This is a genomic window from Streptomyces scopuliridis RB72, assembly GCF_000718095.1.
GTDB lineage: Bacteria > Actinomycetota > Actinomycetes > Streptomycetales > Streptomycetaceae > Streptomyces > Streptomyces scopuliridis.
Genome location: NZ_JOEI01000012.1, coordinates 43,598 through 68,349 on the forward strand (window position 1 = coordinate 43,598; position 24,752 = coordinate 68,349).

Below are 24,752 nucleotides of genomic sequence, written 5' to 3' on the forward strand. Positions count from 1 at the left end.
TCCGCACCGCCCAACTCCTCACCGTTCGAGCCTGGTTGGCGCCGGACCGTGCGACCTCAGCGCGGTCAGGGTCCGTAACTGGGTGCGCACCCGGCGCGCCACCCTGCGTGTCAGCGACTTGCGCCGGCGTACGGCCTTGGGCGCCTCGATGCGCCGCAGCCCCGGTTTGCCGAGCCAGTCGGGCACGGTCACCTCGTACGACGCGTCCTGGAGGCCGCTCCGCTTGTCGCCGAAGTGCGGGAAGACGAGATACGGCGTACGGGCGCGGCCCCGGTGGACCACCTCGGGCACGGTCCCGGCCCTGATGAAGGCCAGCATGTCCGCCAGCAGATCGAGCCGGCCCAGGGCGACGCACTCCAGCCGCAGCCGTTCGTTGACCTTGATGCGCGCGGCCACGCCGGGGGTCCAGTACCGCTCCATCAGCGGCGCCGCCAGCTCCAGCTTGTGCCGTCCGATCCGCTCGGGCTGCTTGAGCGTCCCGTGGCCGAACTGCTGGATCAGTCCGACCGTGAAGGGTCTGACCATCAGCCGGTCGCGCTTCGGACCGGCCGGAACCAGCGCGGTGATGAGCGCCATGAGAGCGCCCGTGGCCTCGAACCGGAGTGCGTAGCTGCCGGTCTTGGTCACGTGCTTGCCGTCGTCGCGGCCGACCAGGTAGTAGCAGGTGTAGTCGGCGATCACCGAGACACCGTTGCCCCGGATGTACGCCTCCATCGTGAACAGGGCGTCCTCACCGGTCTTCAGCGTCTCGTCGAACCGCAGCCCCAGCCGCTCGATCAGCTCGCGGCGGAAGAGCTTCTGCGCGCTCAGCGTGTAGATGACCTGTGAGGTGTAGATGTCGACGCGCTCGGCCGTACGGTTCCACATCGAGCCGGGAGCGCCTCGGTTCACGCCCTCGACCTTGCCGAGCACCACGTCGGTGCCTGCGCGGTCGGCCATGGCGACCATGCGCTCCAGCGATTCGTCGGCGAAGTAGTCATCGGCGTCGAGGAAGAAGACGTACCGGCCGCGCGCCATGCCGAGTCCGACGTTGCGCGGCCCGCTGGGACCGCCCGAGTTGGCCTGGCGCACCACTCTGGTCGGGATCGTCGTCCGCGCGGCGAACGCCTCCAGGTATTCGCCCGTGCCGTCGGTCGAGCCGTCGTCGATGGCGACGATCTCGATGCGATCGGGCCCCAGCGTCTGGGCCTCGACCGACTCCAGGCAGCGGATCAGATAGGGCATTGCTTCATATGCCCCGACGATCACACTGACGTCAGGAACAGACTTAGTGTTCATCGCAATTCAAGACAAGTGCCATCGAAAGTTGGTTGTCTCCCTTCGATCACCAGTGTGTGTGACGCCCGCCACATCCGCATGCCGGCCCCGCGCACATGGCGGCGTACATGGCGATGTGCAAGCGGCGGACATGGCAAAGGCCCGGCAGTACGCCCATAGGCGCCCTGCCGGGCCCGATCGCCTCTGTAGCCGGGGGCTCAGCCCCCCACGGGCGAGTCCTCGGCCCGGGGCTGGGACGGCGCGGAGTCGTCCGGCGCGGGGGCCGCCTCCGGCTCCGAGAGCCGCTGCTCGACCCCCACATTGCGGGCCAGCGACTTCGCCGCCAGCGCCCGCGTCGCCGCGTCGAACTGCTCGATCGAGGTCGGCTCGTCCGGACCCAGCAGATAGCGCTTCAGCTCATGACGGGCCTCGGCCAGCGGATCGGCGGACGGGTCCGCGACCGCGGCGAGCAGCTGGTCCAGCTCCTTGGCGCTGTTGGAGAGGATCACGGCGGCCCGTACGGCGGTGTTCTGCCGCTTGAACTCCTCCGCGCCCAGCTCCGCCGAGTCGGTGACCGCGTACGGCTTGCCGCTCGCGATGTAGTCCGACACGACGCTGGAGATGTCGGAGACCATGGCGTCCGACTCGTTGAAGCAGTCGTACAGCGCCGGCTCCGAGCCGCTGATGACCCGGTGCTCCCACCAGCCGAAGGAACGCCAGTACGCGCCGTTCCACTCGCGCCTCAGCCGCGTCAGCTCCGCCTGCCTGGCCGGGTCGGCCTTGGAGTCGCGCGACTCCTCCGCCTCGTCCCTGCTCGCGTCGGCCCCGCCGGACAGCTCGGTCAGCCGCGCGCCGATCCGGGCCAGCTCGGTCCGCGCCGCGCTCTGCTCCTCGCGGAGCCCGGCCGCGTCCTGGGCCCAGCGGGCGTCGGTGGCGCGCTCGGCGGCGGCCTTCTCGACCAGCGCGATGATCCGCTCGTGCACGGCCTTCGCCTTGGCACTGCGCGTACCGGTGAAGGGGTGCGGCTTGTACAGCACCCGGACAGGACGCTCGGCCTTCAGCAGCCGCTTGACGATGTTCTCGCCGGCCAGCAGGAGCGAGGTGTTGCCGGGGCTGTCGTCCCAGCCCTCCCACGTGGGCGCGTACAGCACCGTGGGGATGGGGTTCTTCGTCGAGCCGCTCGCCGACTCGATCGGGGCCAGCTGCGGGCGGCCCACCTCGACGATGTCCTCGTCCCGCACCCCGACATCGGCCAGCGCGTACCGGTCGCGTCCGGCCCGGCCCGCGGTCCACACCTCGTCGTACGCCTTGCTGAACGGGTTGACGCTGGCCAGCTTGTCGCTGTCGCCGTGCCCGATGAAGACATGCTTCATGGTCGGGACGCGCAGCATATGGATGTTCTTGCCGACGTTGGCCGCGTACAGCGCGACCCGGACCATCGAGAGATCCAGATTCATCAGATGCACGCCGCCGGGGACGCAGAGCACCGGCACGGCCGTCGGGCCCAGCTGCTGCGCGATGGCGCGCTCGCGCAGGACGATCAGCGGTCGCCCGTCGAGCTGTCCCATCGTCTCCAGCCACATGTTGACCTGGTACGCGGACTCCTTGGAGCCGGAGAAGTACAGCATCACGGTCGGCCGGTAGTCGGCCAGCCAGCCGTCCACCGCCTTGAGCACCTTCTCGGCGTTGGGCACGAGCCGGCTCGGCCGCAGATACGGCAGCAGCGCGACGATATAGCCGACGGCGAGGAGCACGCTGAGGCCGAGCCCGGCGAAGCCGTAGAGGTTGTCGCGGGTCTGGAGCGTGATGATCACGCCGACCATGGCGAAGATGTCCAGGTGGAGCATCTTCTCGGCGGAGCGGCTGAGCAGCCAGCGCGGCGGGGCGTTGGGGATCCGGATGGCGCCGAGGTCGATATTGCGGGTGACCACGGGCAGCCTGCGGCGCAGCCGGAGCAGGGTGACGATCGCGCCGTGCGGCGCCTGGAGCCCGTAGAACATCAGGACGGCGACGACGGTCACATAGAAGATCCGGTCCTCACCGAGGCCCGAGCGCGCGACCAGCAGCACCAGCAGCATCTGCCGGATCAGGAAGCGGATCGACAGACCGGCCCGCACCTTGGCGAGCCGGTTCACCAGATAGCTGCCGCGCTGGTGCAGATACGTGTCCGCGAGATAGCTCACCGCCGCGGCCGCGGCGAAGAACCAGACATCGGGAATTATCGCGGCGAGCATGACGCACGGGAAACTCAGACCCAGAAGAAGTGCGGCTGCCAGCTCTGATCCGCTGCCCACCCGGGCCAGGCGAATGGCTGTCGAAATCACGGAATACCTGCTCCAGACCGTGCCGGCTGATAGGACCTTGCGACGAAAATGTGAAGAGAGAACTTCACGAACTCGGGCCTCCATGGTTCGCGCGTCGGCGACCACAGAGGCCCGTGTCAAAGATTGTCAAGAATTATTACACATCTTCCTGACGGTCCAGGACAGCGGCCAGAGCCTGCTCGAAGTCCGAGGCCTCGGAGGCGCCCCGGGTCGGGTCCTGCTGCCGTACGTCGATGACATGGCCGGTCAGCTCGGAGAGCAGCACATCGAGGGAGGTCCTGGCGACCGCCTCGGAGGAGAGCAGCGAGCCCTCCGGCTCCTGGCCGAATGCCTTGGTGCGCATGGGAGTCGCGGTGCGCTCCGGATTCACGCAATTCACTCGGATTCCCTCGCCGGCCCATTCGTCGGAGAGCGCCTGGGTGAGATTCACCATGGCCGCCTTCGTGGACGAGTAGAGACTGTACTCCGCGCGGCCCCGGGTGTAGCTGCTGGAGGTGTAGAGCAGCAGCTGGCCCTTGGTCTCCACCAGATACTTGTACGAGGCACGCGCGATCTGCACCGGCGCCAGGTAGTTGACGTTCAGCGCTTCCTGGATGGTGGTGTTGTCCGTTTCGGCCAGCTTGCCGATGCGCAGCACACCCGCGGTGTTGATCACGTAGTCGATCCGGCCGGTCTCGGCGTAGGCGCGCGAGAGCGCGTCGTCGACATGCTCGGGGTTCTCGACATGCGTACCGGTGGTGGAGCGGCCCAGCGCGTACACCGTGGCGCCGAAGGACTCGGCGAGCTGCGCGATGTCCGCGCCGATGCCGTACGAGCCGCCGAAGACGACCAGGGTCTTGCCGGCCAGCAGCTCACGGTAGGAGTCGTCCGAGGACTGCTGCGGAGCGGCGGCGGAGGCCAGCTGGAAGAGCTTGTCGGCGATGAACACATCGACCGGCTGCGTGACCTTCATGTTGTACTCGTCGCCCGCGACGACATAGATCGGCACGTCCGGCAGGTACTTCAGCACCACCGAACAGTCGTCGGTGGCCTGGAAGTTGGGGTCGCCCGCGGCGACCTCGTACGCCCTGCGGATGGTGGAGAGCTTGAACGCCTGCGGGGTCTGGCCGCGCCGCAGCCGCGACCGGTCGGGGACGTCCGTGATGAACTCGCCGTCGCCGCCGTGCGTACGGGTCACGATGATCGTGTCCGCGGACGGGATGGCGACGTCCACGGCCTGGTAGCGCTCCAGCGCGTCCACACAGTCCTTGATCACGCGGTGCGACAGCAGCGGGCGCACGGCGTCGTGGAACAGGACGTTGCGGTCCTCGCCCGCGGCCAGGCCCTCGCCCAGGGCCGCGATGGCGCGCTCGGTGGTCTCGTTCCGGGTCGCGCCGCCCTCGATGATCCGGGTGACCTTGGTCAGTCCGGCCTTCGCGACGATCTTCTCCACGTCGGGCACATAGCCCGGCGCCATCAGCACGATCACATCGTCGATCGAGTCGCTCCGCTCGAAGATCGACAGCGTGTGCTCGATGACCGCCTTCCCCGCGATCTTCAGCAACTGCTTCGGGATCGACAGGCCCACACGCTGACCGGTGCCGCCCGCCAGGACGACGGCGGTGGTGCGGGACTTCGTGGGCGACGCGGATGTTGCAGACACAGGACTGACCTACCTTGCGGGCTCAGAGGATGTAGCGATGGTCCCACCCGCGGCAATCGTCGTGCAAGGTGGACCACAACCCCGCGACACCGGTACGCAACCCCTGATTCACCTGCGAAGACCAGTGCGCCAGTGGTGCGGCGCCGGGAGTCGTACGTGAAGGACACCACATAAGTTTCACGTCGGAGCACGGGGGCTCCCATATGAGAGCCTACGCGACGCGACGCCGTGCTCACCCACCGCGACAACGGCCCGGGTGACCACGGAGAAGAGCCGTGATCACCCGGGCCGGCGACAGGAACTCGCGGCTGCCGGGAGGGGCACTAGAAGGGGTCGAACTCGTCGTACGCGCGCTGCGCCTCGTCCCGTTCGGCGTCCCGGTCCCTGCGCCGCTGCGCCGCCGGACGGGGTGCCTCAAGACGGTGGTCCTCACCGCGGCGGCCGAGCATCTCCGCGCCCGCCATCATCGTCGGCTCCCAGTCGAAGACGACCGCGTCGTCCTCGGGCCCGATGGCCACCCCGTCGCCCGACCGCGCGCCGGCCTTCATCAGCTGCTCCTCGACCCCGAGCCGGCTGAGCCGGTCCGCGAGATAGCCGACGGCCTCGTCGTTGCTGAAGTCGGTCTGGCGGACCCAGCGTTCGGGCTTCTCGCCGCGCACCCGGTAGAGCCCGTCGTCCTCCAGGGAGACGGTGAAGCCCGCGTCGTCGACGGCCTTCGGGCGGATGACGATCCGGGTCGCCTCCTCCTTGGGCTTGTCCGCGCGGGCCTTGGCGATGATCTCGGCGAGCGCGAAGGACAGTTCCTTGAGGCCCAGATGGGCCACGGCCGAGGCCTCGAAGACGCGGTAGCCGCGCTTCTCCAGGTCCGGCCGGATCATCTCGGCGAGATCCTTGCCGTCCGGGATGTCGATCTTGTTGAGGACGACGATCCGCGGCCGGTTGTCGAGACCGCCGTACTGCGCCAGTTCCTCCTCGATCACATCGAGGTCGGTCACCGGGTCGCGGTCGGACTCCAGCGTGGCCGTGTCCAGCACATGCACGAGCACGGAGCAGCGCTCGACATGGCGCAGGAACTCAAGGCCCAGACCGCGGCCCTGGCTGGCGCCCGGGATCAGACCGGGCACGTCCGCGATGGTGTAGACGGTGGAACCCGCCGTCACCACACCCAGGTTGGGGACGAGCGTGGTGAACGGGTAGTCCGCGATCTTGGGCTTGGCCGCCGAGAGCACGGAGATCAGCGAGGACTTGCCGGCGCTCGGGTAGCCGACGAGCGCCACATCGGCGACCGTCTTCAGCTCCAGCACGACATCGCCGCTGCGGCCCGGCTCACCGAGCAGGGCGAAGCCGGGGGCCTTACGGCGGGCCGAGGCCAGCGCCGCGTTGCCGAGACCGCCGCGGCCGCCCTCGGCGGCGACGTACGTGGTGCCCTCCCCGACCAGGTCGGCCAGGACATTGCCCTTGCGGTCGAGGACGACCGTACCGTCGGGCACCGGCAGGACCAGGTCCTGGCCGTCCTTGCCCGAGCGGTTGCCGCCCTCGCCCGGCTTGCCGTTGGTGGCCTTGCGGTGCGGGGAGTGGTGGTAGTCGAGCAGCGTCGTCACCGACTGGTCGACGACGAGGATGACATCGCCGCCACGGCCGCCGTTGCCGCCGTCGGGTCCGCCGAGCGGCTTGAACTTCTCACGGTGTACGGAGGCGCAGCCGTGGCCTCCGTTACCCGCGGCGACATGCAGCTCGACGCGGTCCACGAAGGTGGTCATGGGGATTGCCTCCAGTACATACGGAAATGTCATACGTGCAACACGCGAAGGGCGGACCCGCTTCCCGTCACCGGGAAGTGAGGTCCGCCCTCGCGAAAAACCGTGCTACAGGCGCCTGATGCTCAGTGCTCAGGCGACCGGAACGATGTTCACGACCTTGCGGCCGCGGCTGGTGCCGAACTCCACCGCGCCCGCGTTCAGCGCGAACAGCGTGTCGTCGCCGCCACGGCCGACGCCGGAGCCCGGGTGGAAGTGCGTGCCGCGCTGGCGGACCAGGATCTCACCGGCGTTGACGACCTGACCGCCGAAGCGCTTCACGCCGAGCCGCTGAGCATTGGAATCGCGCCCGTTCCGAGTGGACGATGCGCCCTTCTTGTGTGCCATGTCTCCTCAGTCCCTTACTTCGCAGCCGCGGGGATACCGGTGACCTTGATCGCCGTGTACTGCTGACGGTGACCCTGGCGACGGCGGTAGCCGGTCTTGTTCTTGTAGCGAAGGATGTCGATCTTCGCACCCTTGTGGTGGTCCACGATCTCGGCCGTGACCTTGATGCCGTCCAGCACCCACGGGTCGCTGGTGACGGCCTCGCCGTCGACCACGAGCAGGGTCGAGAGCTCGACCGTGTCGCCAACCTTGGCAGTGGGAATCTTGTCAACCTCAACGATGTCGCCGACAGCAACCTTGTGCTGGCGACCACCGCTGCGCACGATGGCGTACACGCGGATCTCACTCTCGCTCGGAACGGAACCTCTGATGCCAGCCGCTCGCACGGGCCGGGGCCCGTGGCGATTCCTGACAGGACGAGCGGCCTCCCCCGGAAATCCGGGAGGTGGGTGCTCAGAGGTGGGCGCGCATAGGAACACACCGAAGGTTTAGAGTACGGGGCCCCTGTACAGGGGGTCAAACCAGCTCCCCGCGTCCCCGGTCGCCGTACGGGCCGATGCGCGGCCCGTACGGCGACCGGAGGACGACGGCGTCAGTCCTCCGTGGAGGCGGTGACGCCGGAGGGCGTCGTACGCTCGGCCGCCGCGGTCTTCTTCGTCGTCGACTTGGCCGTCTTCTTGGCCGTCGTCTTCTTCGCCGCGGTCTTCTTCGCCGTCGTCGTCTTCTTGGCGGCCGTCTTCTTGGCCGTGGTGGCCTTCTTGGCGGTCTTGGCGGTCTTGCGGACCGCCTTCTTGGCCGGGGCCGCGGGCTCCTCGGCGGCGGGCTCCTCGGCCGTGACCGGCTCCCCCGCCCCGGCCGACTCCACCACGACGATCGCCGCGTCCTCTGCGCCCGAGGGCGACCCGGCAGGAGCGGTGACCTTGCGGGTCACCCTGCGGCGCGCCCGGGGCGGAGCCGCGACCGGCGCCTCTTCGGCGGCGGGCGCCTCAGCCACGGCCGGCTCGGCCGCCACCGGCTCGGGTACGGTCTCGGGCTCGGCGGACACCGGCAGGACCACCTCGGCGACGGTCTCCGCGTCGGCGGCCTTCGGCGAACCGGCCGGGGCCGTCGCCTTACGCGTGGCCCGGCGGCGCGTACGGCCCTTGGGGGCCGCCTCCTCGGCGGGCGCCTCCGGTCCGGCGGCCGGAGCCACGTCCGGTACCGGTGCCGGTGCCGGTGTCTCCACCGGCGTCTCGACGCGCGTCTCGGCGGCCGGGGCCTCGGTCCTGGCCACCTGCGCCGGCACCTGCTCCGGCTCGGCGCTCCTCGGCGAGCCCGCCGGGGCGGACGCCTTGCGGGACGCCCGGCGGCGCGAACGGCCGCGTACGGAAGCCTCCGCCTCCGCCACGCTGCTGAACAGCTCCTCGTCCGGCGCGAACGTGTCCGACAGCGGCTCGGCCAGGGCGACCGGGGCCGCCACCTCCGCCGCCACCTCGGCCTCGGTCTCGATCTCGGTCTCCGCCGCGATCTCGACGTGCTCGTGCTCGTGCTCCGTACCGGCGCCGCCGCGACCGCGCTTCTTGGAGCGCTTGCCGTTGCCACCGCCACCGGGCGCCGTGGGCTGCTCCATGTGCACGATCACACCGCGCCCGTTGCAGTGGACACAGGTCTCGGAGAAGGACTCCAGCAGACCCTGGCCGACCCGCTTACGGGTCATCTGCACCAGGCCCAGCGAGGTGACCTCGGCGACCTGGTGCTTCGTACGGTCCCGGCCCAGGCACTCCAGCAGTCGCCGCAGCACCAGGTCCCGGTTGGATTCGAGCACCATGTCGATGAAGTCGATGACGACGATGCCGCCCAGGTCGCGCAGCCGCAGCTGGCGCACGATCTCCTCGGCCGCCTCCAGGTTGTTCCTGGTGACGGTCTCTTCGAGGTTGCCGCCCTGGCCGGTGAACTTCCCGGTGTTGACGTCGACCACGATCATGGCCTCGGTCTTGTCGATCACCAGCGAACCACCGCTCGGCAGCCAGACCTTGCGGTCCAGCGCCTTCATCAGCTGCTCGTCGATGCGGTACGTCGCGAAGACGTCGACCTCGCTCGTCCAGCGGGACAGCCGCTCGGAGAGGTCGGGCGCGACATGCTCGACATAGCCGCGGATGGTCTGCCACGCCTCGTCACCGCTGACGATGACCTTCGAGAAGTCCTCGTTGAAGATGTCGCGGACGACCCGGACGGTCATGTCGGGCTCACCGTAGAGAAGCGTCGGGGCGTTGCCGCTCTTCGACTTCTTCTTGATGTCCTCCCACTGCGACTGGAGCCGCTCGACATCGCGGCGCAGCTCGTCCTCGCTGGCGCCCTCCGCGGCCGTACGGACGATGACGCCCGCGTCCTCGGGGACGATCTTCTTCAGGATGGTCTTCAGCCGGGACCGCTCGGTGTCGGGCAGCTTGCGGCTGATGCCGGTCATCGAGCCCTCGGGCACATAGACCAGATAGCGGCCGGGCAGCGACACCTGGCTGGTCAGACGCGCGCCCTTGTGGCCGATCGGGTCCTTCGTGACCTGCACGAGCACCGACTGCCCGGACTTGAGCGCGGTCTCGATCCGGCGCGGGCCGTTGGCCATGCCCAGCGCCTCGAAGTTGACCTCACCGGCGTACAGGACGGCGTTGCGCCCCTTGCCGATGTCGACGAACGCGGCCTCCATCGACGGCAGTACGTTCTGGACCTTGCCCAGATACACATTGCCGACGTAGCTGGTGGCCTGCTCCTTGTTGACGTAGTGCTCGACGAGCACGTTGTCCTCAAGGACGCCGATCTGGGTGCGCTCGCCGTTCTGGCGGACGACCATCACGCGCTCGACGGCCTCGCGGCGCGCGAGGAACTCCGCCTCGGTGATGATCGGCACCCTGCGGCGGCCCTGCTCGCGGCCCTCGCGGCGGCGCTGCTTCTTGGCCTCCAGACGGGTCGAGCCCTTGATGGACTGCACCTCGTCGGAGCTGGTGCTCAGGTCGCGCTCTTCCTTCTTGCGCGGCTCGCGGACCTTGACGACCGTACGCTCCGGGTCGTCCCCGCCGGCCTCGGCCTCGGAACCGCCGTCACCGCTGCGACGGCGCCTGCGACGGCGGCGCCGGCTGCTGGAGGAGCCGCCGCCCGAGGGGGCCTCGGACTCGTCGTGGTCCTCGTCCTCCTCCTCGTGCTCGGCCCGCTCGCCGTCCTTGCCGGTGTCCTCGTCCTCGGCGTGGGCCCCGGACTCGTCCTGCTCGTCCGTGGTCTCCTCGGCGTCCGCGGCCTCGCCGCGGCGACGGCGACGGCCGCCCCGGCGACGGCGCCGCGAAGGGCGGTCCTCGTACTCGTCGGAGTCGTCGCCCTCGGCGGACTGCTCCGTGTCGGCCTCGGCCGTGGTCTCCTCGGCGTGCTCCCGCGGTGCCTCCGCGTCGGCCCGGGGGGCCTCCACGGCCTCCGCGGGCTCGCCACGACGGCGACGCCGGCGACGGCCCGAGGGCTCCGGAGCGGCGCCGGGCTCGCGCACCGCCGCGGTCTGCGTCTCTTCCTCGGTCTCGTCGAGGTCCTCGGCGTCGTCCACCGGTGTGACGGCGGCGGCCGCGGCGGCGGCCGTCTCCGGGGTCTGGAACATCGGCTCGGTGAAGACGGGCGCGCGGAAGACGGCCACGGCGGGCCGGGTGGCGCGGCGACGCGAGCGCTCGGGCGCCTCGGTCTCGCTCTGCGCGGCCTTCGGCGCGGGCTTCTCCTCAGCGGCGGTCTCCGGAGCGGCGGCGCGGCGGCGCGTACGGCCGCGCGTGGCCGCCTTCTCGGCGGCCTCGACCTCGGCCTCGTCGGCGGCGATCTGCGTGACGGCGCCCTGCGGCAGGCTCTCGCCCGCCGAGGCTCCGTTGCCGTTGCCGTTCGCGCTCGCGTTTGCTTCGGGCGCGGGCGCACCGGCGGGCGCGGTGGCCCTGCGGGTGGCGCGGCGGCGCGTACGGCCGGCCGGCGCCGTCTCCTCGGCGGGGCTCTCCTCGGAAGCCACGGCCTCAGGAGCCGGAGCCTCAGGAGCCGCGGCCTCGGGCACCTCGGTGGCGGCGGCCTCGACGGCGACGGGCTCGGGAGCGGCGGTCTTACGGGTGGCCCGACGGCGCGCACGCGGCGCGACCACCGGCTCCGGCTCCTCCACCGACACAGCAGGCTCCACGGCCTCAGGCGTCTCAGCAGCCTCGACGGTCACCTCAGGAGCAGGGGCCGCGCACGCGGCGCGGCCACCGGCTCCTCCGTCACACCCGTACCGTCGCTCGCTGCCGCCCCCGCGGCCTCGGCGGCCGGTACGGCCTGCGCGACGGTCTCCGTGACGCTCGTGGCGTCCTCGGCCCCCGCGGCAGCGGCGGGCGGTCCCGCCGGGCGGGACGCGGCGCGGCGCCTGCGGCGCGGCGGCAGCGTATCGCTGGGTGAGTTGTTCTCTTCGTTGGTGTCCCCGGGGGTACCGGGTTCAGTGGGCTCAAGCATGCGGGCGGTTCTCCCGTCACGCTCCCGGGCGCCACGCCTGATTCCGGTCCGGCCGCGGCTCGCGCGATGCGCGAATGCCGCCGTCCGGGGCGCGGGCGCCGCACGGGAGCTGTTATGTCTGGCTCGCCGGTTCCCTACGCGATGTACGTACGGCCTGGCGAAAGTCTTCTGGTCAGTGCGCCGCCCGACCCAGGTGGCTCCCGAGTCCCAGGGCTGCGCTACAACGACCGCCCTACGCGGTACCCGCACCTTCCGGCGCCTTCGCGGCGGCGGGTCCGGCGGCCATGGGTGGGGCGGGCCGGGCTGCCTCGCGGTCGGGCGCGAGCGGATCGGTCACCGTTCCGGACTCCTCGTCGAAGAGCCCCTGCGCCAGCCTGGTCACCGCTGCGGGGACCGGCGGCGCCAGGTCGGCCACAGCTCGGAGACCGGACAGGACGTCGTCGGGTCGCACGGCAGGTGTCACGTGCCGAACAACCAGCCGCAGTATCGCACAGGGCCCGTCCCCCGGCCTATCAGGCTGTGGACGAGCCACCTCCAGCGCGGCCACGGCGTCCCGTGCGTCGAAGGTCCGCAGACCGTTCTTCGTACGGCGCTCGACCTCTACCGCCTCGGCGGCCAGGAAGGCGGCCACGGCGTGCCCGGCCTCTTCCGGCCGCACGCCGTCCAGCCGCAGCTCCCATACGGAAGCGGTCAGCCGGTCGGCGAGCCCCGATGTACGTGCCTCGACAGCGTCGATGATGTCCAGGCCGGCCGGCAGCGACTCGTCGAGCAGCTCACGCAGCTTGTCCGGGTCGCACACCTCCACCAGGGCGATCTCCAGAAACTCGGCCTCACTGCCCGTGCCGGTGGGTGCGGCATTGGCGTACGACACCTTCGGATGCGGGGTGAACCCCGCCGAGTACGCCATGGGCACCTCGGCACGGCGCAGCGCCCGCTCGAAGGCGCGCTGGAAGTCACGGTGGCTGGTGAACCGGAGGCGGCCGCGCTTGGTGTAGCGCAGTCGGATGCGCTGCACCGCCGGTGCGGGCGGCGGGCCTTCGGGCTGTCGCTTGCCCAGTGGTTCTTCTCCTCGGTGCGGGCGGTACGCGGTGACGCGCCGCCCTCGGACGTGGGGGTGGCCCCGGATCCCGGTCAGCCCCGCTTTCGCGGGGAGATCTCGGGTGCGGGGTCCGCGCCGGGGACGATCGTTGTACTACCCAGAGTACGCGTACGGCCCTCCCACGGTTCCCCACCCTCGTACGGGCGGGGTCCGCCCCGCCGGAGCCCGGACGCCTCAGCCGTCCGTCCGGATCCAGTAGCGGAGCTTTCCGCCGCGCTGGTCCTCCAGCACCCCGCCGGCCGCCTCGATCACCTTCCGCGACGGAAGGTTGGTGGTGTCACAGGTGACCAGGACGGATTCGAGGCCGATGGCACGGGCGACGGGCAGGGACGCGGTGAGCATCGCGGTCGCATGGCCCTGCCGCCGCGCGGTGGGACGTACGGCATAGCCGATATGGCCGCCCAGCTCACGCAGGAACGGGTTGAGCCGGTGGCGGATGGCGAGACGTCCCAGAAAGGTTTCGCCCTCGACGTACCAGAGGGTGGTGTTGGGCACCCACCCCTCGATCCGCGGGGTCTCCTCCAGCGGTTCGGCGTTGAGCCGCGCCACATACGCGGCGAAGACCTCGGGCCGGTGCCAGGTCCCGCCGAACTCCTCCATCTCGTGCAGGAGCAACGAGCGTTCGCCCGCGCCCTCTTCGGTGAACTCCTTCATGGCGTCCAGGAAGGAGACATGGATCCGGGTGTCAGGCGCGATGAACTGCGGCATCAGCCCATTGTGCAGGCGCGCGGCGCCACCCGGCCACGGACGAACCGCCGCCGGGCGCGCCCCGCACGCCGTCGCGGCCGCCGCTACTTGACGACGGTGAGCGGCAGCAGCTTCTTGCCCGTGGGGCCGATCTGGATCTCGGTGTCCATCTGCGGGCAGACACCGCAGTCGAAGCACGGCGTCCAGCGGCAGTCCTCGACCTCGGTCTCGTCGAGCGCGTCCTGCCAGTCCTCCCAGAGCCAGTCCTTGTCGAGACCGGAGTCCAGGTGGTCCCAGGGCAGGACCTCCTCGTACGTACGCTCGCGCGTCGTGTACCAGGCGACGTCCACGCCGAGCTCCGGCAGCGTCTTCTCCGCGCAGGCCATCCAGCGGTCGTACGAGAAGTGTTCACGCCAGCCGTCGAACCGGCCGCCGTCCTCGTACACCGCGCGGATGACCGCGCCGACGCGCCGGTCGCCGCGCGAGAGCAGGCCCTCGACGATGCCGGGCTTGCCGTCGTGGTAGCGGAAGCCGATGGAGCGGCCGTACTTCTTGTCGCCCCGGATCTTGTCGCGGAGCTTCTCCAGCCGGGCGTCGGTCTCCTCTGCGCCGAGCTGCGGCGCCCACTGGAACGGGGTGTGCGGCTTGGGTACGAACCCGCCGATCGAGACCGTGCAGCGGATGTCGTTCTGGCCCGACACCTTGCGGCCCTCGGCGATGACCTTGACCGCCATGTCGCCGATCTGGAGGACGTCCTCGTCGGTCTCGGTGGGCAGACCGCACATGAAGTACAGCTTCACCTGCCGCCAGCCGTTGCCGTACGCGGTGGAGACCGTACGGATCAGGTCCTCCTCCGAGACCATCTTGTTGATGACCTTGCGCAGCCGCTCGGAGCCGCCCTCGGGGGCGAAGGTCAGACCGGACCTGCGGCCGTTCCTGGTCAGCTCGTTGGCCAGATCGACATTGAACGCGTCGACGCGGGTGGACGGGAGGGACAGGCCGACCTTGTCCTCCTCGTAGCGGTCCGCGAGCCCCTTGGCGATGTCGCCGATCTCGCTGTGGTCGGCGGAGGAGAGCGAGAGCAGACCGACCTCCTCGAAGCCGGTCGCCTTCAGCCCCTTCTCGACCATCTCGCCGATGCCGGTGATGCTGCGCTCGCGCACCGGGCGGGTGATCATGCCCGCCTGGCAGAACCGGCAGCCGCGCGTGCAGCCGCGGAAGATCTCCACGGACATCCGCTCGTGGACGGTCTCGGCGAGCGGGACGAGCGGCTGCTTCGGGTACGGCCACTCGTCGAGGTCCATCACGGTGTGCTTGGACACCCGCCACGGGACGCCGGACTTGTTCGGTACGACGCGCGCGATACGGCCGTCCGGGAGGTACTCGACGTCGTAGAAGCCGGGGACGTACACCCCGCCGGTCTTCGCGAGCCGGAAGAGGACCTCCTCGCGCCCTCCGGGGCGGCCCTCCGCCTTCCAGGCCCGGATGATCTCGGTGATCTCCAGCACGGCCTGCTCGCCGTCGCCGATGACCGCGCAGTCGATGAACTCCGCGATCGGCTCGGGGTTGAAGGCGGCGTGGCCGCCGGCGAGCACGATGGGGTGGTCGACGGTACGGTCCCGGGCCGCGAGCGGGATGCCCGCGAGGTCCAGGGCGGTGAGCATGTTGGTGTAGCCCAGCTCGGTGGAGAAGCTCAGCCCGAAGACGTCGAAGGCACCGACCGGCCGGTGGCTGTCCACGGTGAACTGCGGGACGTTGTGCTCGCGCATCAGCTCTTCGAGATCCGGCCAGACGCTGTACGTACGCTCGGCGAGCACGCCCTCGCGCTCGTTCAGTACCTCGTAGAGGATCATGACGCCCTGGTTGGGCAGCCCGACCTCGTAAGCGTCCGGGTACATCAGCGCCCAGCGGACATCGGTGGAGTCCCACGGCTTGACCGTGGAGTTGAGTTCACCACCGACGTACTGGATCGGCTTCTGCACATGCGGGAGCAGGGCTTCGAGCTGCGGGAAGACCGATTCGGCAGGCATCACGGCGATCTTTCGTGGACTGACAGAGGTGACCATTCAGCCTACCCCGGTGGTCACCCGGTCAGATCCGCCCGCAAGCGGGGGTCGGACGCCTCCTCCCACAGGCCCGGCAGCTCCCGCTCACGGCGCTCGCCCTGGGCCTCCTCCTCGCCGTACAGCAGGCCCCAGGTGAACGCGGACTCGCCCGCCGCGTGGGCCTGGACCGCGAGATCGCGGAGGGCTTCGCGGGCCACCACGCTGTCCTGGTGGTCGCCGAGCGCGGTCTGGAGGGCCTTCATGCGGTTGGCGAAGCGCTTGGCCGCCTTGCCCAGGGCGGGGCGGGCCGCCTCGGCGGCGTAGCGGGCGCGCTTGGCGGCCTTGCGGGCGTTGTGCATCGCGAGGTCGCGTTCCTCGCCCGGCGCGAGCGCCAGCGCCTGGCCGACCCGGCCGGCCAGGCGCTCGTAGTTCTTGAGGATCGCCCTGGGGAGCACCTTCGCGGCGGGCCGCGCCGCGTCCGGCCGCAGCGGGGGCGCGGTGAGCAGGCCGTCGAGCGTGTCCAGCAGGGTCAGATACCGCTCGCTGTCGAGTACGGCGACGGTCCTGCTGCGGGACCCGGCCCGCTGGGCGGCGTCCCAGGCCTGGAGCCGGCCGCGCACCGGCCCCAGGAGCAGCGTCACGGGCAGCGCGTCGATGCGGGAGCTCAGGCGCTCGTCGAGGACTTCGTGGTCGCGGTCGACGCCGAGCTCCGTCGCGACCCACTGGAGCTCCTCGGCGACCGGGTCGGTGACGGACCGGTCGAGGATCCCGCGGTACGTACGGAAGGCGGAGCGCATCCGGCGGGTGGCGACCCGCAGCTGGTGCACGGAGTCCGGCAGATCGCGGCGTACGGCGGGGTCCTGGGCGATGATCGCGTCGGCCTGGTCGCGCAGATAGGCCAGGATGTGGTCCCCGGCGCCGCGCGGCCCGCCCTTCGCCGGTGCGGCGGCCGGACCGGGCCCGCCGGGCGCCGTCTCCGCCAGTGCCCTGGCGAGCTTCGACGCGGCGGACGCCGGGCGCAGACCTGCCTTGCGGAGCTTCTTCTCCACCGCGTCGAGGATCGCGGGATCGGCGTCGTCGCCCAGCTCCACCTCGACCTCGGTCCAGGAGGCGGTCCCCGCGTCCTCGCCGCCGGTGTCCCCGGTGAGGCGCCGCGCGCGTACGGCGTCCACGCTCACCTCGGCGAGCAGCGTGCCCTTCGCGTCGAGCAGATGAAAAACATCGCGCGAGGTCATCAGCCGTACGACGGGGACCAGCCCGGCGCTCCGTACCCGCGAGCGGACCAGCGCGGCGAGTTCGTCCGGAAGGGTGTCGGCCAGCGGCGCCCTGATCTCGTCACGGATGCCGGTGGAGACCGGGAACTTCAGATGCCAGCCCTCGTCGCCGCCGCCCGTGCGGCGCCGCAGCGTGACATGGCCCGCGGTGAGGCGCAGATCCGCGGTGTCGTAGTAGACGGCGTCCAGCTCGACGACGCCCCGGGCGCGGACGGACGCGACCCCCTTCACCCCGGTGAGTTCCGGCAGTCCGGACGGTTCATGGGCGTCGGAGGGCGCGGGAAGTTCGTATTTGCGCTCGATCTCTCGCTTTGTGTCCGCCATGTACCGAATTTAGTCCCAGAGGCTGCCCTTGGGCAGCCCCTGGGAGCTAGGGCCGCTCGTTTGGATCATGCCGTTATCGGCCGCTGCACCCGGATCGACTGGAGCAGTCCGACGGCGATCCACGCGGCGAACATGGCGGTGCCGCCGTACGAGACGAACGGCAGCGGCAGACCCGCCACCGGCATGATCCCGAGCGTCATCCCGATGTTCTCGAAGGACTGGAACGCGAACCAGGCGATGATCCCCGCGGCGACGATCGTGCCGTACAGCTCGGTCGTCTCCCGGGCGATCCGGCAGGCGCGCCACAGGACCACGCCGAGCAGCAGCAGTATCAGCCCCGCGCCGACGAAGCCCAGCTCCTCGCCCGCGACCGTGAAGACGAAGTCGGTCTGCTGCTCGGGCACGAACTGGCCGGTGGTCTGGGAGCCGTGGAAGAGCCCCGTGCCGGTGAGTCCGCCGGAGCCGATGGCGATCCGCGCCTGGTTGGTGTTGTAGCCGACGCCCGCCGGGTCCAGCTCCGGGTTGGCGAAGGCGGCGAAGCGGTTGATCTGGTACTCGTCGAGCACGCCGAGCGCCGCGACCGCGACGGCGCCCGCCGCTCCCGCGCCGATCAGGCCGATGATCCAGCGGTTGGAGGCGCCGGAGGCGAGCAGTACGCCGAGCACGATGACGGCCATGACCATCACCGAGCCGAGGTCCGGCATCAGCATGACGATGGCCATCGGGACGACCGCGAGGCCGAGGGATTTCGCGACCGTCCGATGGTCCGGATGGATCAGGTCCCCGGCGTCCACCCGGGCCGCCAGCATGACCGCCATGCCCAGAATGATCGTGACCTTCACGAACTCGGAGGGCTGGAGGGTGAAGCCGCCGCCGATCACGATCCAGGCGTGGGCGCCGTTGATGGTCGCGCCGAGCGGGGTGAGGACCAGCAGGACCAGGACGACGGAGAGCCCGTACAGCGCCGGGACCGCGCCGCGCAGGGTGCGGTGCCCGAGCCAGATCGTGCCGATCATCAGGGCGAACCCGATACCGGTGTTGAGCAGATGGCGCAGGAGGAAGTAGTACGGATCGCCCTGGTTCAGCTGGGTGCGGTTACGGGTCGCCGACCAGACCAGCAGCGAGCCGATCAGCGACAGGGCCAGCGCCGAGAAGAGCAGCGGCCAGTCGAGTCTGCGCGCCATCGAGTCACGGGCCACGAGCCTGGCCCAGGTCCCGCGCTCCGGACCGTATCCGGAGACCGAGAAGCCACTTGTGCCGGCCATCGCTCAGTCCCTCCGCGTGGACGTGGCGGGCGGGCCCGCCAGCGTCTGCTCGTCCGGGGTTTCCTTCACCGGCTCGTACGGCCTGATCTTCGGCGCGTCGATCGAACCGTCCGACTGGATCTCGGGCAGTTCCTTGCGCGGCTCGGGCATCAGCGCCTTGCTGAGGTCCTGGTCGCCCTTGGCGTTCAGCCCGTACATCGCCTCGTAGATCTTTCGCACGGCGGGCCCCGAGGCCCCGGAGCCGGTACCACCCTGCGAGATCGTCATGACGATCGTGTAGTCCTCGGTGTACGAGGCGAACCACGAGGTCGTCTGCTTGCCGTAGACCTCGGCCGTACCCGTCTTGGCGTGCATCGGGATCTTGTCCTGCGGCCAGCCGCCGAAGCGCCAGGCGGCGGAGCCGGTGGTCGTGACCGCCGCGAGGGCCTCGTTGATCTGCTCCAGTGTCCTGCCCTGCGTCGGCAGCTTGCCGTGCGACTTGGGCGCGATCTCCTCGACCCGCTTGCCGTCGGCGCTGACGATCGCCTTGCCGACCACGGGGTTGTAGAGGGTGCCGCCGTTGGCGATGGCCGAGTAGATGGTGGCCATCTGGATCGGGGTGACGAGCGTGTCGCCCTGGCCGATCGAGTAGTTGACGGAGTCACCGGCGCGCATCCGGTTGCCTTCGAGACAGCCCTCGTAGGCGATCTTCTCGACGTAGGTGCCGCCCTTCTTGCCCTGCTGGCACCAGCTGACCTTGTTGGCCTCCCAGAAGCTCTGCTTCCACTGCCGGTCCGGGATACGTCCGGTGACCTCGTTGGGGAGGTCGATGCCGGTCTCCTTGCCGAGGCCGAACTGATGGGCGGTCTTGTAGAACCAGTCGTTGGGGTGCTTCGGCTTCATGCCGCCGTCTTTCTGCCACTCCTTGTGCGCGATGCCGTAGAAGACGGTGTCGCAGGAGACTTCGAGGGCCTTGCCGAGGGTGATGCTGCCGTAGCCCCTGGACTCGAAGTTCTGGAAGACCTGGCCGCCGACGCTGTACGAACTGGGGCAGGGGTAGTTGCCGTTGAACTTGTATCCGGCGTTGACCGCGGCGGTCGACGAGACGACCTTGAAGATCGAGCCGGGCGCGGCCTGGCCCTGGATGGCTCGGTTCAGCAGCGGGAAGTTGGACTTCTTGCCGGTGAGCCTGGCGTATTCCTTGGCGGAGATGCCGCCGACCCAGGCGTTGGGGTCGTACGTCGGCAGGGAGGCCATCGCGACGACCCGGCCGGTCTTCGCCTCCATGACCACCGCGGCGCCGGAGTCCGCCTTGTAGTGCTCGCTGGTGTTGCGGTCCATCTCCTTGCGGGCGGCCTTCATCGCCTCGTTCAGCTCGTACTCCGTGACGGCCTGCACGCGCGCGTCTATCGACGTGACGACATTGGCGCCGGGCTCGGCCTCGTCGTTGCGGGCCTGGCCGATGACGCGGCCGAGGTTGTCGACCTCGTACCGGGTGACTCCGGCCTTGCCGCGCAGCTGCTTGTCGTAGGTGCGCTCCAGTCCGGAGCGGCCGACCTGGTCGGAGCGGAGGTACGGCGAGTCGCTGTTCTGGGCCTTGGTGATCTCCTCGTCCGTGACGGGCGAGAGATAGCCGAGTACCTGAGCGGTGTTGGCGAGTCCCGGCGCGGTGTAGCGGCGTACGGCGGTGGGCTCGGCGGTGACGCCGGGGAAGTCCTCGGCGCGCTCACGGATCTGGAGGGCCTGCTGGGTGGTGGCCTCGTCCGTGACCGGGATCGGCTGATAGGGCGAACCGTTCCAGCAGGGCTTGGGGGTCTTCGAGTCGCAGAGCCTGACCTTGTCCATGACGTCCTTGGGCTTCATGTCGAGGACGTCGGCGAGCCGGGTCAGGACGGCCACGCCCTTGTCCTTCATCTTCATCAGCTCGGTACGGCTGGTGGAGACGACGAGCCGGGTCTCGTTGTCGGCGAGCGGGATCCCGCGGGAGTCGAGGATCGAGCCGCGGACAGCCGGCTGGACGACCTGCTGTACGTGGTTGTTCTTGGCCTCGTCCGTGTACTCCTGGCCGTTGCGGACCTGGAGGTACCAGAGCCGGCCGCCGAGGGTGAGGAGCAGCGAGAAGACGAGGACTTGAATGATGACGAGCCGGATCTGGACCCGCGGTGTCCGCCCGGTCTCCGGAATATTGCTCACTGCGATCCCCCACGGACGGTACGGCCGGACGGTGCGTGGCCGGCCGGACGCGCGGGCCTCCGCGCGACGGCCGGCGGGTGATGCGGAGTCACAGTCGCTTGACCCCCTTGATACGTCCGGCCCGCGCCGCGCGGTTACGGGCGGCCCTGAGCCGCATTCCGCCACGCTGGCCGCCGATCCGCAGGCCGGTGCCGGTGGTGGTCCAGCCGGAGGCGACATCGGCGCCGCCGCTGCTCTGGGTCTCGGCGAGCGGATCGTTCTCGGCGCGTCTGGCCAGGAACATGATCAGCGGGACGGTGAACGGCGCCAGCAGCAGATCGTAGACCGCGGCGGTGAACAGCAGTCCGGCCAGACCGACATGGCGGGCGGAGGTGTCACCGACGAGCGCGCCGACCGCCGCGTACAGCAGGGTCGAGCCGAGCGCCGCGCCGACGACCACGGCCATCGGCACGAACGCCGATCTCATCTGGCCCTTCTCGGGACGGGCCAGCCCGGCCAGATAGCCGATCACGCACAGCACCAGCGCGTAGCGGCCGGCGGCGTGGTCGGCGGGCGGCGCCAGATCGGCCAGCAGTCCGGCGCCGAAGCCGATGAGCGCGCCGCCCACATGGCCGTACACGAAGGCCAGGGCGAGGACGACGAGGAGCATCAGATCGGGGACGGCGCCGGGGAGCTGGAGTCTGGCGAGTACGGACACCTGGATGACGAGGGCGACCACGACCAGCGTGGCCGAGAGCAGAATCCGGTTGAAGCGCATGGGGATCAGCCCTACTCCTGGTCGTCTGCTTGGCCGTTGGCGTTGGGATCCGGATTGGCGTTCGGGTCCGGATTGGCGTTGGCGTTCGGACGGGCGTTGGGGTCCGGATTGCCGGTGTCGGCCTCGCCGTTCACCTCGGTGTTGGCGTTGGGCGACGGGGCGACCGTGACAGTGACGGTGGGCGTCGGGGTGGGCCGCGACTTGGGCGGCAGGACCGTGTCGCGCGGGTCCTGCCGGGGAGCCTCCACGACGACGCCGACGAGGTCGAGCTTGGTGAAGCCGACGAAGGGGCGCACGTACACGGTCCGGGTCAGATCACCGCCGGACGGGTCGACCTGGACCACCTCGCCGACCGGGACGCCCGGCACGAACGGCCGGTCCTTGCTGGACCCGAAGGTGACCAGCCGGTCGCCCTTCTTGATCTTGGCCTTGCCGTTGAGGAGCTGGACGGAGAGCGGACGGTCGCCCTGGCCGGTGGCGAAGCCCAGTTCGTCGCTGCTCTCCATCCGGGTGCCGACGGTGAAGTCCGGGTCATTGGCGAGCAGTACGGTCGCGGTGCTCGGGCCGACGGTCGTGACACGACCGACAAGTCCGTCACCATTGAGCACGGTCATATCGCGCGTGATGCCGTCGTTGGCACCGATATCGATCGTCACCGTCCAGGAGAATCCCTGGGCCGCTCCTATGGCGATGACCTCGGCGCCCTTGATTCCGTACTGACCGGCGCCGGCCTTCGCGAGCATCTTGTCCAGTTCGCGTACCCGGCTGCGATTGCGGTCGTCACTGCCGAGCCGCTGTTTCAGCTCGGTGTTCTCCTTCTGGAGCACGGCGATGCGATTGTGCCGCGCACCGGAATCCCGTACCGCTCCTATGGCATTGCCCACCGGATTGACCGCGGACGCGACACCGTTCTCCACCGGACCGAAGACTGTCGCCGCGGCGTGCCGCGCGCCCTCGACCGGGGAATCCTGACCACCGCGGATATCCACCGTGATCAGTGCGAACGCGATGGCGATCAGCAGCACCAGGAGCAAACGGCTCTCTCGTGTGTCCCTCACGTGCGGCGGCCGTGCCTTCCTCGTAGGAATGATTCTGCGGGTATATCAACGATCCGCCGCGCGAGAGGTCGAGGCCCCTGCCGGAGGTCCCCCCGGGCCGGAGCGCCAGGGGGACGGGGACTCTTCCGTCACCGGCGGGGCTGTGCGTCCAGCACCTGCTGGAGCGCCTCGAACTCCTCGACACACTTGCCGGATCCGAGCGCCACGGAATCCAGCGGATCCTCGGCGATATGGATCGGCATGCCGGTCTCACGACGCAGCCGCTCGTCGAGACCGCGCAGCAGGGCGCCGCCGCCGGTGAGCACGATCCCACGGTCCATCACATCGCCGGACAGCTCGGGCGGGCACTTGTCGAGCGTGGTCTTGACCGCGTCGACGATCGCGTTGACCGGCTCCTCGATGGCCTTGCGTACCTCGGCGGCGGAGATGACCACGGTCTTCGGCAGCCCGGAGACCAGGTCACGCCCGCGGATCTCGGTGTGCTCGTCCTTGTCGAGGTCGTATGCGGAACCGATGGTGATCTTGATGCTCTCGGCGGTCCGCTCGCCGAGCAGGAGCGAGTACTCCTTCTTGATGTGCTGGATGATCGCGTTGTCCAGCTCGTCGCCGGCGACCCGGATGGACTGTGCTGTGACGATTCCGCCGAGCGAGATCACGGCGACCTCGGTCGTACCGCCGCCGATGTCCACGACCATGTTGCCGGTGGCCTCGTGGACGGGGAGTCCGGAGCCGATGGCCGCGGCCATGGGCTCCTCGATGATGTGCACCTGGCGCGCGCCGGCCTGGGTGGACGCCTCGATCACGGCGCGGCGCTCAACGCCCGTGATACCGGAGGGCACACAGACGACGACCCGCGGACGCGCCAGATAGCGTCGTTTGTGGATCTTCAGGATGAAGTAGCGCAGCATGCGCTCGGTGATTTCGAAGTCGGCGATAACGCCGTCCTTCAGCGGCCGGACGGCAACGATGTTGCCCGGCGTCCGGCCGATCATCTTCTTTGCCTCGGCGCCGACCGCGAGAATACCGCCGGTGTTGGTGTTGATGGCGACGACGGACGGCTCGTTGAGTACGATCCCCCGGCCTCTGACGTACACCAGCGTGTTGGCGGTCCCGAGGTCGACAGCCATGTCACGGCCGATGAACGACATGTTGTTCCCCATGAGGATGCGTCTGGCCTTCCCAAGCGTTGATGGCTTTTCAGGATGGCGAGGTGGGTGCTGTGGCTTGGAGGTTTCCATCGTAGTGCCGTCGCAAGGACGACGGCGCGGTGGCCCACCTCAGTAAGGGTGACGAAGTGTCGGTCCGATGCGTTCCCGAAAGTGGCTTAGATATGCCCAAAGGCGACCGAATTCCTTCGGTCGCCCCAGGCCATCAGCTCCGTTTGGCTGACACGCGGTCAGGAAAGTCCCGGGAAGAAGATTTTAAGTTCCCGAATGGCGGACTCCTCGGAGTCCGAAGCGTGGATCAGGTTCTCCCGGACGATGGTCCCGAAGTCCCCCCGGATGGACCCCGGCGCTGCGGCGATCGGGTCAGTCGGACCGGCGAGCGCGCGAACGCCCTCGATGACCCGCTCGCCGTCGACGACCAGCGCGACGACCGGACCGGAGGCCATGAACTCGACCAGCGGCTCGTAGAAGGGCTTCCCCTTGTGCTCGCCGTAGTGCTGCTCCAGCGTGTCCTGGTCGAGCGTGCGCAGCTCCATGGCGCTGATGGTCCAGCCGGCCTTGCGCTCGATACGGCCGACGATCTCGCCGACCAGGCCGCGGCGTACGGCATCGGGCTTGAGCAGGACAAGCGTGCGCTGGCTCACTGTGCGGGCTCCTTCTACTACGGGATGCGGGCCCTCAGAGGCTACAGGGCATACCACACCGTCGATCACGCAGCGTCAGCCTCTGCCGATGACTGTTCGGCCCAGCGCGCCTTCGCCTCGTCGATCTGCCGTCCGAAGTGGACCGAGGCGCCCCACAGGGCCGCGAAGATCAGGCCGAGGACGAACATCGCGGGCACCACGAAACCGCTGGCGACCAGCGCGATCTGAAGCGCCCAGCCCAGCTGGACACCGCCCGGACGGGTGATCAGCCCGCAGAGCAGAACGGACAGCAGCATCGCGATACCGCAGACCGTCCAGATCGTCCCGACCGACAGATCGTCCGACTTCATGGCGACGAGACCGGCGAAGCCGATCACGAAGAACTCACCGATCAGTGTGGACGCACAGAGCGTACGCATGG

19 protein-coding genes are annotated in these 24,752 nt (G+C 69.7%); all 19 read right to left on the minus strand.

What is annotated here, in order from left to right; all coding sequences use genetic code 11:
- Window positions 1-18: 18 nt before the first annotated feature.
- The 19 genes from IF11_RS0116485 to IF11_RS0116570 all read right to left on the minus strand — a co-directional run bounded on the left by IF11_RS0116485 (window position 19) and on the right by IF11_RS0116570 (window position 24,750).
- Window positions 19-1,278, minus strand: a complete 1,260-nt coding sequence (locus IF11_RS0116485; protein WP_030352361.1) for a glycosyltransferase family 2 protein — start codon at window positions 1,276-1,278, stop codon at window positions 19-21.
- A 197-nt stretch (window positions 1,279-1,475) separates the two neighbouring features.
- Window positions 1,476-3,581, minus strand: coding sequence for a hypothetical protein (locus IF11_RS0116490; RefSeq protein ID WP_078490728.1), 2,106 nt, complete (start codon window positions 3,579-3,581; stop codon window positions 1,476-1,478).
- A gap of 136 nt (window positions 3,582-3,717) precedes the next feature.
- Window positions 3,718-5,223: a bifunctional cytidylyltransferase/SDR family oxidoreductase gene (locus IF11_RS0116495; RefSeq protein ID WP_030352363.1), complete on the minus strand. Its 1,506-nt coding sequence runs from the start codon at window positions 5,221-5,223 to the stop codon at window positions 3,718-3,720.
- A 323-nt stretch (window positions 5,224-5,546) separates the two neighbouring features.
- On the minus strand, window positions 5,547-6,983 hold the full coding sequence (gene obgE / locus IF11_RS0116500; protein ID WP_030352364.1) for a GTPase ObgE: 1,437 nt from the start codon (window positions 6,981-6,983) through the stop codon (window positions 5,547-5,549).
- A gap of 129 nt (window positions 6,984-7,112) precedes the next feature.
- Complete coding sequence (gene rpmA, locus IF11_RS0116505) at window positions 7,113-7,367, minus strand: 50S ribosomal protein L27 (protein WP_030352365.1); 255 nt, start codon at window positions 7,365-7,367, stop codon at window positions 7,113-7,115.
- Between the two features lie 14 nt (window positions 7,368-7,381).
- Window positions 7,382-7,702, minus strand: coding sequence for a 50S ribosomal protein L21 (gene rplU / locus IF11_RS0116510; protein WP_030352366.1), 321 nt, complete (start codon window positions 7,700-7,702; stop codon window positions 7,382-7,384).
- Between the two features lie 257 nt (window positions 7,703-7,959).
- Window positions 7,960-11,532, minus strand: coding sequence for an Rne/Rng family ribonuclease (locus tag IF11_RS36705; protein WP_425315192.1), 3,573 nt, complete (start codon window positions 11,530-11,532; stop codon window positions 7,960-7,962).
- A 29-nt stretch (window positions 11,533-11,561) separates the two neighbouring features.
- Entirely contained in the window at window positions 11,562-11,840 is a 279-nt protein-coding gene (locus tag IF11_RS43205; protein ID WP_425315193.1) for a hypothetical protein, read from the minus strand.
- A 232-nt stretch (window positions 11,841-12,072) separates the two neighbouring features.
- Entirely contained in the window at window positions 12,073-12,855 is a 783-nt protein-coding gene (locus IF11_RS0116520; protein ID WP_030352367.1) for a TIGR03936 family radical SAM-associated protein, read from the minus strand.
- Window positions 12,856-13,113: 258 nt separating this feature from the next.
- Window positions 13,114-13,647 carry a GNAT family N-acetyltransferase gene (locus tag IF11_RS0116525; protein WP_030352368.1) on the minus strand — a complete coding sequence of 178 codons (534 nt, stop codon included), beginning with the start codon at window positions 13,645-13,647 and terminating at the stop codon, window positions 13,114-13,116.
- An 83-nt stretch (window positions 13,648-13,730) separates the two neighbouring features.
- Window positions 13,731-15,656, minus strand: a complete 1,926-nt coding sequence (locus tag IF11_RS0116530; protein ID WP_030352369.1) for a TIGR03960 family B12-binding radical SAM protein — start codon at window positions 15,654-15,656, stop codon at window positions 13,731-13,733.
- A gap of 53 nt (window positions 15,657-15,709) precedes the next feature.
- Window positions 15,710-17,269 carry a CYTH and CHAD domain-containing protein gene (locus IF11_RS0116535; protein WP_030352370.1) on the minus strand — a complete coding sequence of 520 codons (1,560 nt, stop codon included), beginning with the start codon at window positions 17,267-17,269 and terminating at the stop codon, window positions 15,710-15,712.
- A 65-nt stretch (window positions 17,270-17,334) separates the two neighbouring features.
- Window positions 17,335-18,534, minus strand: a complete 1,200-nt coding sequence (gene rodA, locus IF11_RS0116540) for a rod shape-determining protein RodA (RefSeq protein WP_030352371.1) — start codon at window positions 18,532-18,534, stop codon at window positions 17,335-17,337.
- Between the two features lie 3 nt (window positions 18,535-18,537).
- On the minus strand, window positions 18,538-20,706 hold the full coding sequence (mrdA, locus tag IF11_RS0116545; RefSeq protein ID WP_030352372.1) for a penicillin-binding protein 2: 2,169 nt from the start codon (window positions 20,704-20,706) through the stop codon (window positions 18,538-18,540).
- 88 nt (window positions 20,707-20,794) lie between these two features.
- Entirely contained in the window at window positions 20,795-21,463 is a 669-nt protein-coding gene (gene mreD / locus IF11_RS0116550; protein ID WP_030352373.1) for a rod shape-determining protein MreD, read from the minus strand.
- Between the two features lie 11 nt (window positions 21,464-21,474).
- Window positions 21,475-22,521 (minus strand): rod shape-determining protein MreC, encoded by a 1,047-nt coding sequence (mreC, locus tag IF11_RS0116555; RefSeq protein WP_030352374.1) that lies wholly within the window; start codon window positions 22,519-22,521, stop codon window positions 21,475-21,477.
- 128 nt (window positions 22,522-22,649) lie between these two features.
- Window positions 22,650-23,669: a rod shape-determining protein gene (locus tag IF11_RS0116560; RefSeq protein ID WP_030352375.1), complete on the minus strand. Its 1,020-nt coding sequence runs from the start codon at window positions 23,667-23,669 to the stop codon at window positions 22,650-22,652.
- A gap of 248 nt (window positions 23,670-23,917) precedes the next feature.
- Complete coding sequence (ndk, locus tag IF11_RS0116565; protein WP_030352376.1) at window positions 23,918-24,331, minus strand: nucleoside-diphosphate kinase; 414 nt, start codon at window positions 24,329-24,331, stop codon at window positions 23,918-23,920.
- Window positions 24,332-24,396: 65 nt separating this feature from the next.
- Complete coding sequence (locus IF11_RS0116570) at window positions 24,397-24,750, minus strand: DUF4233 domain-containing protein (RefSeq protein WP_030352377.1); 354 nt, start codon at window positions 24,748-24,750, stop codon at window positions 24,397-24,399.
- Window positions 24,751-24,752: the final 2 nt, after the last annotated feature.

Excerpts from the sequence above, each read along its gene's own strand:
- IF11_RS0116525 (WP_030352368.1), bottom strand. The coding sequence starts at position 13,647 with ATGCCGCAGTTCATCGCGCCTGACACCCGGATCCATGTCTCCTTCCTG.
- obgE (WP_030352364.1), bottom strand. The coding sequence starts at position 6,983 with ATGACCACCTTCGTGGACCGCGTCGAGCTGCATGTCGCCGCGGGTAAC.
- IF11_RS0116530 (WP_030352369.1), bottom strand. The coding sequence starts at position 15,656 with ATGCCTGCCGAATCGGTCTTCCCGCAGCTCGAAGCCCTGCTCCCGCAT.
- IF11_RS43205 (WP_425315193.1), bottom strand. The coding sequence starts at position 11,840 with ATGCTTGAGCCCACTGAACCCGGTACCCCCGGGGACACCAACGAAGAG.
- IF11_RS0116535 (WP_030352370.1), bottom strand. The coding sequence starts at position 17,269 with ATGGCGGACACAAAGCGAGAGATCGAGCGCAAATACGAACTTCCCGCG.
- rodA (WP_030352371.1), bottom strand. The coding sequence starts at position 18,534 with ATGGCCGGCACAAGTGGCTTCTCGGTCTCCGGATACGGTCCGGAGCGC.
- rpmA (WP_030352365.1), bottom strand. The coding sequence starts at position 7,367 with ATGGCACACAAGAAGGGCGCATCGTCCACTCGGAACGGGCGCGATTCC.
- IF11_RS0116560 (WP_030352375.1), bottom strand. The coding sequence starts at position 23,669 with ATGTCGTTCATCGGCCGTGACATGGCTGTCGACCTCGGGACCGCCAAC.
- mreD (WP_030352373.1), bottom strand. The coding sequence starts at position 21,463 with ATGCGCTTCAACCGGATTCTGCTCTCGGCCACGCTGGTCGTGGTCGCC.
- IF11_RS0116485 (WP_030352361.1), bottom strand. The coding sequence starts at position 1,278 with ATGAACACTAAGTCTGTTCCTGACGTCAGTGTGATCGTCGGGGCATAT.
- IF11_RS0116570 (WP_030352377.1), bottom strand. The coding sequence starts at position 24,750 with ATGCGTACGCTCTGTGCGTCCACACTGATCGGTGAGTTCTTCGTGATC.